The sequence below is a fragment of the Labilibaculum manganireducens genome, assembly GCF_963665805.2.
Classification (GTDB): domain Bacteria; phylum Bacteroidota; class Bacteroidia; order Bacteroidales; family Marinifilaceae; genus Labilibaculum; species Labilibaculum manganireducens.
The window spans coordinates 1-8382 of record NZ_CAXXEE010000002.1 but is presented as its reverse complement, the minus strand read 5'-3'; the positions used below and the strand labels follow the sequence as shown (position 1 = coordinate 8382).

Sequence of the window (8382 nt, the reverse complement as noted above, 5' to 3'; positions counted from 1 at the left end):
TTGATCGCCCGGGGAGAGGCAACCAATTTTTTTGCCAAATCTTCCAGGGCTGACAGCCTTGCCGGAATATTTGGCAATCTGGATCAAACCGTATTTGGAGAGCCAGCCTATCCCACCATTGAAAGTAAGGCCGCCCATCTGCTTTATTTCGTGGTTAAGAATCATCTATTCATTGACGGAAACAAACGAAGCGGGGCTTTTTTATTTGTGGACTTCCTACACCGAAATGGCCGGTTGCTAAATAGTACAGGGCTGCCGGTGATCAATGATACTGGCCTGGCTGCTTTGACATTGCTGGTGGCCGAATCTGCTCCAAATCAGAAAGACACGATAATAAAACTGATCATGAATTTACTTTGTGAATCTGAATCAAAAGATATTTAACCCTTTCCCCGGGATAGAAACCGGCTGATCATCGGTTTTGGAAAACGGTCTTCCTGAACCGTTTTCCCGGGGAGTTTTTAATCAGGCAATTATTACAGGAAACAACCGTTGACAGAATTATTTATTGAATATGCAAATCTCAATTTCAAGCAACCTTCAAATTTAAAGAAGCTCTATGTGTTGATTCAAAAATTTAACGAAAAACCGCATTCAAATATTGTAAAAATAAGACAATCGTCGCCTGTAGAACCATTGGACGGATACCCCGTTGGGGCTATATTTGACAAAGCCACAATTCTAGCCCAATTGGATCCAAACGAAGATTACACCTTAATCTCTCTTGAGTCTGAAAAAAGATTCCCGAAAAAGGGGGAGCCAATCCCTTGGGATATAGGTATTGATTGCATTGCCCTTGAAGGGGTTTTTTTTCCGATCTTAGATGGTGAGGATTGCATCAACTGTAGGTTTAATGAATACCATGCAGGGTTTACCGATACCGACGAGTTTATAAATTTCAGACTGCGTGAAAACTTAAATGGCACTTTTCCACATAAAACAAAGTGTTTTGAATGCGATCAAGCATCTTTTAGAAATGACCTTGTCAGCCTACAGAATTGGGGGAGAAAAGGAGATTTCATTCCTGGGTACAACGATGTTATTGAATTAGCCAACGAGATTAAAGCTTCACAGTACATTATTGGAAGCAACAGAGAAATTCAAGAACACCTGCCATGGGAAATTATCGATGGTCCACCGAATCAGTCGCCAGAAATAGGCTGTTTTTGAAGTATCTGGGGGTACGCCCCGAATAGTGTACGCTTTATACGACTTTCAGGATTTATGTATAATCCTCCATCGACAGAATAAAGAAAGGGAACAAGATGTTGTGCCCAACACCGCTCCCCGAAAAGCGAGCTTAAATAGACATATTGTAGGGTTCTGTTTTCCTAAAAATACTGAAGATAACTTTGAACAATGCGGCTTGTCCCGTCAGCATGTTCATTGTTAAAATATACCCCAACGTTGCATAAAAAAATTAGCAGATAGCTCTGTGAGCCTTTCCTGTTAAGCTTTTCCAAGTTAATTTAGCAATTTTCAGGAATGGCGAGCTTGAAAAAGTGTAACGCTGTACCCCTGAATCAGTAACATAATACTGTAACGCTTGCCTGGGTGTTATCCCGCCGCTTATCCCGCTAAAATTTAAAAAAGTACCCAGCTTACCCCGCCGTATTACCCCGCACCTAAAATTGTACTTGTTACTGTCAAGATATCATGCTATCTGATGGGATAGTTCAAATTTGTCGAACCATGCTGGTGTCCCCAATTGGGGACATTTTTTTTGCCTCAAATTCGTATTTCTTTTAACTATATGATTTTATTGACAAAACTAGGCAAAACTTTTGAGCCATATTTGAAATGTCAGTCTAAAAATTAGATATTTCCTGACCGTTACAACATTTTGTAAATAGCGCCGCCTACAACATCTTTACAACTCATTGATATTGCTATCAAATATGCAAAATAGCTTCAAAAATAAGCGTTACACTTTTTGAAGCTCGTCACAGGAATTCACTTTTGGTGAGGTCCTGAATTATTCTGAAAAAATGGGTTCCCATAATGACACCAACCGCCTTCTTCTTATTCAATGGTGCTCATTTTATGCAACGTTAGGGTATATTTTAGAAAGTCTCAAAGGCAGACCCGGCCTTTAATGGGTGCCCCCTTTTTTTCATTTCGAAATCAGGGTGTTTGGGAAGGTAATTCTCTGTAATTCAAATCGTGGTATAGCCAAAGTCCAGTGTGGCTCGGCCCAGTGGAATGGCAAAAACAGATTGATCCCCCGCTCGACTACTTCCCCCATTTTCTTTGCAGTCAACCTGCTATGACGGGATCCCAGCCTCTAAGACCATTGTAGCTAAAGGATAAATATATTGAAATAGATTTACCTAAATGATCTATTGCAATTATATCTAAAGGTGCAAACCAAACTTTTAAGTTTTGCCCTATATCTATAAAGGCTTTTTGAGGCCCTAAATATTCAGTTAATACACCTTCTATTCTAGTAATCCCAAATTTTTTGAATTCCTCTTTGTTACTGCCTCTTTTAATCAGATCTACAGGATCATATCCTAAATCATAATAATGGACTATTTTATACCCCTTAGAATCTTTTGCTAACCATTCATATGACCAAGAAGATTGTCCAAAAAAGCGAGAATCTTGACATTTTTTTATCCACTTTAGACATTCTATCGAAAATCCTTTTACAGCTTTTTGGGAGTTCATCCATTCAATAAAATATAATGAATACAAATAGAAAACAGGTTCAATTTGATTATTCATAATTGCGTGCCAATCAAGCATTCTTTCTATTGCAATTTGTGGGTCATAATTTGAAATAAAACGATATGCTCGAATCCAATTTCGTAGATCCGAAACTTTTATTTCCTGATGAATGATATTTTGTTCCATCATACTTACAATTTTTTTGATGTGACCTTGAGGGATTGTTCCCCATTTTCTATTGTATTTAGCCATTATTGTTGAACATATAGCTCTTCTAACAGAGGGTGACCTGGTCAAGTAGAAATGGACACTTTTGTTAAGCGGCTTTTTCTAAAAACCACAGTTTTTCAAATTCTTTTGGACTGATATACCCCAAATAGGAATGACGTCTGTTGCAATTGTAAAACATTTCGATGTAATCAATGATGTCTCTTCGGGCTTCTTCTCGGGTCATGTAGTTTGTAAAAAAGACCCTCTCAGTCTTCAAACTACCGAAAAAGCTCTCTGCCACGGCATTGTCCCAACAATTCCCTTTCCGGCTCATGCTGCTAACCATCCCAAGGGTATTCAACATTTTCTGGAAGTTTTTACTGCAATACTGACTTCCCCTGTCTGAATGAAATAGCAGGCCAGGGGCAGGCATTCGACGCCTGATTGCCATGTGCAGGGCATCCATGATCAGCTTTGTGGTCATTCGATTACTCAGGGACCAGCCGACAACCCGGCGTGAAAAAAGGTCTATAACGACGGCCAAATACAACCACCCTTCGTGGGTCCAAATGTATGTAATGTCAGAGACATAAACCTTGTCCGCTTCGACAACTTCAAACTGTCTGTCCAGTAAATTCGGTGCAACTGGCAAATTGTGTTTGCTGTCTGTCGTCGCTTTAAATTTCTTTTTCTGCTTGGCGGCAACACCGGCCATTTTCATCAATGACCCAGCTTTGTACCGCCCGCAAGGACTGCCGGATGCTTTTATCTCTTCTGCAATCCGGCGGGCGCCATAGGTACCCCTTGATGCTTGATGAGCCGCTTTAACAATAGGGATTAGTCTCTCTACTTCCCTCTGCCTCAATGATTTTTTACATTTACGCCAGGCATAATATCCACTCCGGGATATGAGCATGACAATACATATCAGAGCTACTGGGTAAGCCTTCCTCTCAGCATCAACGAATTGATACTTCAGCTCATTTCTTTCGCGAAGAAGGCTGCTGCCTTTTTTAAGATTTCACGTTCCATCTTCAAACGGTTGTTTTCTTTTCGAAGACGGCTCAACTCTGCCTTCATTGCCACACTTCCTTGTAAACCAGTGGCACTCTCTCCACTACCTTCAATCTCACGTTTCCAGCGACCCAGCATGGTTGGATTTACTCCGAGATTTCGGGCTGCCTCGGTAATCTGATATCCCTGTTCGGTTATCAGTTTAACTGCTTCTTCTTTGAATTCAGGTGCATACTTCTTTCTGTCTTTCTTCATTTGACACCTCCGTGTGGATTATTAACCCACTCTTAGAGAAGTGTCCACAATTACCCTACCACCTCAGGGGTCTTCATATTTTTTTGAAATATTATTCAGTTCATTAAGGACAGAGTCGTAGTTTCCATAAATTGTTTTCCATTGGGCACAAACAGTGACAGTTCTAACCGATAGTTTTTTTCTTGTATTTGATTCAAGTTGATTGACACAATCATCCCCTAAATGCAACGCATCAAGATATAAATTATTTTTGTGATTTTTTAGAAAAATAGCAAGATTATTTGTGTTAGTAATCATTATTAAAGATCTAAGAAAAATTGAAACCGTCTGTACAGTTGCCACTAATCCATATTCATCTGAATTCGCATGTTCTATAGATTTAAAAAAGTTTTCAGTCGCCTTCTCAAAGTCATGTCTGACAGGCTCAATGATAGTGTCAATACAACTTTTTGTTTCTTTTGCCGCATCTAATTTTTGAACCATTTTTGCTCGATAACACATTCCTATTGTGTGGAACACTATAGGATCTTTTGCATCGTTATCAATTGATAAAGCTATTTTGAGTGCATCATCATATTTTTCTGGAGATTCATATAATAGGTGCCGGGCATAATGAATTGAAAAATGATGTTCATCAGGCCATAAGTTTCTAATTTTGGATAAAGTGTTTCTTGCAGTTTCAGTATTACCTAAATCCTGAATTAATGGAGAAAATCTTCGATGTGTGTTTGACACTACAGAGTCGATATCAGACCTAATCACGGCCTCCACATCTCTCGTTACAAATAGAATCTTAATAAGCCTTCGAATTCGTTCTGAATTAATGTTTTTTAAATTTTTTATTGTGTTAAAAAATTGATCAACATACAAATGAAGATCAGCGCGCCAATTATCTGAGTTTCGTGAAAATTTTTCAATATATTTTTCTGCAACTAATTTGTGAGAAATTTTTATATAGTTTTTTGTTCGACTAATAAATAAAGAATCAAATCCCAAATTTTCAAAGTCGATCCCCAATTTTTCTTCTATCTCCTTAAATTCATCGGCTGGAAAGCCTTCGCTTGAATATAAACTAGCCAAAGATAGACATGATAGCAAATCTTTTTGTTTTCTATCAATTACTCTAACAGTTTGATTCATTAATTTTTCGAGGCCTAAGTAATTTCGATCAAAAGCAGTGAGTCCGTAAAAAAATAAATTTCTTTGATTGATCAAAGAGTTGTTAGTTGTTAACTCTTTCAGCCTTTCTCGTCTTAAAAAGTCATCTTCATCCACTTCCTGAAGAAAAATATTCTGAAAATGTAATGCTTCTTTGTCATCTATAATATTTTTTAAAATTTTATCATCAGATTGATTTCCATAGACTCTAGCTATCCATAAAAAAACAGCCCTGACATTGTCTTCCCAAAGCTTGTTGATCAATAATTGGAGATCGCTATCGGTAATATTTTCAGATTCAGCTAAGATTAAGATGGGTAGTGAGGTGAACTGAAAAATATCTCTTATATAAGTATGTGTTTGTTCACTAAGTTGATCTAAAAATATTACAGGATACATATCGATAAATGACCAAGCTAAACGTCTACCTAAAGTACTGCCACCTGCGCTTGGCTCATGCAACAAGTTAACTCTTGCCAAAGTTGATTTTTTTAGACCTACTTCAATCTCGCTTAAATAGTATTTTTCATACCGTTCCCTTCTAACATCTATATTTTTATCAAGCTCACTCCAATCAATAGTCATTCCTCGTAGGAAATCTGTACCAAATCGTCTTGATTTATCGATTTCTCTCGCTTTTAGATTATGAATAATGGTTAGGTCTTTTTCAACTCGCCCGATTAGATCTTTAGGAATTTTTCCGTATTTAATATTTCGATTTTCCCTTATTGGAATTGTGGGAAAATCATGAAAGTCTTCACTATCAGGCTGTTTTGTCTGATTAAGTAGCTCTATTGCTATATTTATATCTATACTTTTTGTCTGTACTAAATCAGGAGGTTCTATATAATTTCCACTAGCAATGATGATTTGATTGAGTCCGCTTTCAAATGCACTATCAATACTCTCGGCTACTAATCTAACATACGATTGATCCAATTCATTGCCCAAAAAGAGAACATTGATTATAGGTGGGGACAATTGGTCCGCAATATCATTAAGCAATGTTGTTAAATAGCCATGATATCTTCTACGCCATTTTTTAGGGTCCTTAATAACAGGGGACTCTGAAATATCCTCTCGACCATTTGCAAAATACCATAATCCGCCTTTATTCATTAATCGAAGATCAGGAATTGTTCCCAAAACCCATGCTTGCGTATATGATCGCTTTGAATTCTCTAGGACATTATTTTCAATTCGTTTATGATTCAAATCAATAACAAGATTCCATATTGATAAAGGTAATTCATTAACGATCTCATTTGATTCACGATTTTGCGATAAAATTAAAATATTGAAGCCGTTTTTATGAAAAATTTCGAACTCTGCCCATTTTTTTTCAATATTTTGCTTTATATCAGGATTTTGAAAATTAAGATTCGGAATGGATTTGGGATTATTTGGGATTCCACAACTTGATTTTTTCATAAAATTTTCTAAATGTAGGCAGGCCCATAAAAACGCTAAGCGATATTGTCCCTCGCTTAAACCTCCGGTAGACTCTTTCTCTCTCTTTTTTTTATTTAGGAAAGAAAGCCCTGCAGCTATATTGCATAAGATAACTTGGAAATAGAGGTCATCTTGCCTATTAGGATGTTTTTTTTCTATTAATTCATTCAGATACAAACGGCTCAGAATAATATCTTCAGCCCATCCCCTTTCGTTTTGATCCAGAATTATCGTTTGTTTGGAAGTATCCTCATTATAAGACAGTATATAATCTAATAGTCTCAACCACCTCTCTTCACCTACTCCATCAAACTTTCTTAATAAAGTAGAGAGCTCAAAGTATGCTAAATCATAGAAAAAAATATTATCTTCTTCGAAAAATGACAAATCTATCAACCAAACATCACTAATAGAAGCATCTGGTTTGACTCTACAAAAAATATTATCAGCATGACAATCTCCGTGAATTGGGCCACACAGAGGTCTAATCTCTTGATGTTTAACAGAATCACAATTAAAAAAATAATAGAAAGGATTAACGAAATTTCGGTCCGAGTATCCAATATGAGAATGGGTCATAATATCATGCAATATGTATCTTTCTGCATTTAATAGTATCCTGCCGCCTTGATCTTCGTCAAGTTTATAGCTTAGTATTTTTCTTAGCAATCCGGATGAATTTAATGAATTTTGAAAAGTTAAATCGTTAACGTATAGAAGATTACTTAACTCAACATAACCATTGTAGTAAAGATTGATCGTTTGCATAAAAGGCCTTAGGTTTACCCAAGACCCTCCAGCTATTTGCAACAAAAGGATGGAATATTTTTCTGTTAATTTATTATAGATAATTTCAGGTACCTTACCCGAGAATGCTCTCATTTTTATCGCTCTTTCGTGGAGCTCAGTTTCAGTTGCATATTTGGGTGAAGGTTTATGGACTACTTTCAAATAGAATAATCCATCGTATTTTTGTTTGCCTTTACAGTCTACAAGAGCAACAAAAGCACCTGACTTTCCGGTTGTAATCTTTTTCCTGATTGTTAGTTCTGACTCTGTTTCTTTTGAGAAATCTTCAATTGCAATTTCTACCCAATCTTCCAAGAATCTCATTTTATAAGAATATCCTCCTGAGACAGCATTTATATAATAGGAAAGCGTCCGGCTTTTCCAAATCAAAAAATAATAATTATAGTTACTTTTGGCTGTTGATGCCTTCTTTTCATATTATATTCAATAGGTAGAATCAGGTGACGGCACAATGATCAAATACTTAATAACCGCTATTTTGATTGTTTATACCGCCTTAACAAGTAATTTGCCGATTTTTGTATCTATCCGCATATCATTTACTAAATTAATGATATTTGAAAATTGTTGAAATTCGATTCTAAAAATTCGTATCAAGACTCAAGTTGGAAGTAAAGGATTTTCGAAAGATTAAAACTGATAAATATTTGTACCTAAAATGTGCAAGCCTATCAGAATAGACTGTATTTGTTGAGATTTTATCAGAAAATTGGTGAGTTTAAAGACATGAAACATACTGAATTTAAAGTCCTTTCAGAACATAACTGGAGCTTTTAGTTGTATATACCAGGGGTTTCAAATTGTTAATGTAGT

Annotated in this window: 5 protein-coding genes; 2 read left to right on the top strand and 3 right to left on the bottom strand. The window is 36.5% G+C overall.

The features are described from left to right. Positions 1-384 (top strand): type II toxin-antitoxin system death-on-curing family toxin (locus ACHZAX_RS00035; protein ID WP_320017588.1); only part of this gene is annotated, 384 nt, incomplete at its 5' end. A 108-nt stretch (positions 385-492) separates the two neighbouring features. Further along, the gene (locus ACHZAX_RS00030; RefSeq protein ID WP_320017587.1) at positions 493-1170 is read left to right on the top strand and encodes a hypothetical protein; all 678 of its coding nucleotides are present in this window, start codon (positions 493-495) and stop codon (positions 1168-1170) included. A gap of 1086 nt (positions 1171-2256) precedes the next feature. Here ACHZAX_RS00030 and ACHZAX_RS00025 read toward each other — a convergent pair. The 3 genes from ACHZAX_RS00025 to ACHZAX_RS00015 form a co-directional block, all read right to left on the bottom strand. Then, on the bottom strand, positions 2257-2922 hold the full coding sequence (locus ACHZAX_RS00025; protein ID WP_320017586.1) for a hypothetical protein: 666 nt from the start codon (positions 2920-2922) through the stop codon (positions 2257-2259). A gap of 64 nt (positions 2923-2986) precedes the next feature. Then, a protein-coding gene (locus ACHZAX_RS00020; RefSeq protein ID WP_462677413.1) for an IS3 family transposase occupies positions 2987-4149 on the bottom strand; the annotation gives its coding sequence in 2 pieces (ribosomal slippage) (positions 2987-3885 and positions 3885-4149; 1164 coding nt in all). A 63-nt stretch (positions 4150-4212) separates the two neighbouring features. Continuing rightward, positions 4213-7863, bottom strand: a complete 3651-nt coding sequence (locus ACHZAX_RS00015) for a hypothetical protein (RefSeq protein ID WP_320017584.1) — start codon at positions 7861-7863, stop codon at positions 4213-4215. Positions 7864-8382 lie beyond the last annotated feature (519 nt).